Origin of the sequence: Neglectibacter sp. X4 (assembly GCF_009917365.1) — a bacterium.
Taxonomy (GTDB): domain Bacteria; phylum Bacillota; class Clostridia; order Oscillospirales; family Acutalibacteraceae; genus Acutalibacter.
The window spans coordinates 1-632 of the sequence record NZ_QWLE01000275.1 but is presented as its reverse complement, the minus strand read 5'-3'; the positions used below and the strand labels follow the sequence as shown (position 1 = coordinate 632).

2 protein-coding genes are annotated in these 632 nt (G+C 41.3%); both read right to left on the bottom strand.

Going from position 1 to position 632, the window contains the following annotated elements; translation table 11 throughout:
• Window positions 1-384 (bottom strand): hypothetical protein (locus D1841_RS18095; protein ID WP_166554375.1); only part of this gene is annotated, 384 nt, incomplete at its 3' end.
• 18 nt (window positions 385-402) lie between these two features.
• The coding region (locus D1841_RS18090) for a LytTR family DNA-binding domain-containing protein (RefSeq protein ID WP_166554374.1) at window positions 403-632 on the bottom strand (230 nt) is incomplete at its 5' end.

Here is a 632-nt window from a genome sequence, read left to right as displayed (position 1 = left end):
AGCCACCAGACACTCTGCAAGACCCAGATAATAACAAAGAGGTAGCTCAACTTTAATGACATCACCTTTGACTGCTACAATCCAGATTCCCATATTCAGCCTATACATGACCCAAACCATCTGCATCATACAGATTCCCGCTGCCAGATTGATTTTCCACTTGCCATGAAAGAAAAACGGCATCGCCGCTGCCGGAAACAGTATACTGCGCCAGATTAAATAAGTATAATCTTCCGGCAAGATAAACAGCATAGCACAGCGAACAAACAGAATCACCAAACCTACACAAAGAAACCGATTCTCTTCTCTAAACTCATAGCCAAGAACGCCTTTAAACAAAAGTAGTAAAACTAATACTTCCAGTAGCTGTGCAAGTGGTGTCATACCGTTTCCTCCTATTCTTTATGCAAATTTAGAAAACCGCAAGTTATACTGCCGCAATTTCTCAAAGCAGTCCTTTTTTCGCCTTCTGCTGACTTTCAGCTTTTGCCCGTCACGCAGTACAAAGATATCGTCATATGCATCCACAATATGCTTGCAGTTTACCAGATGAGATGTATCCACTCGAACAAAATACAAATCTTCCAGTTCTTTTTCCCATGCAGAAAGACTTTTTGCAGATAAAGGCGTTT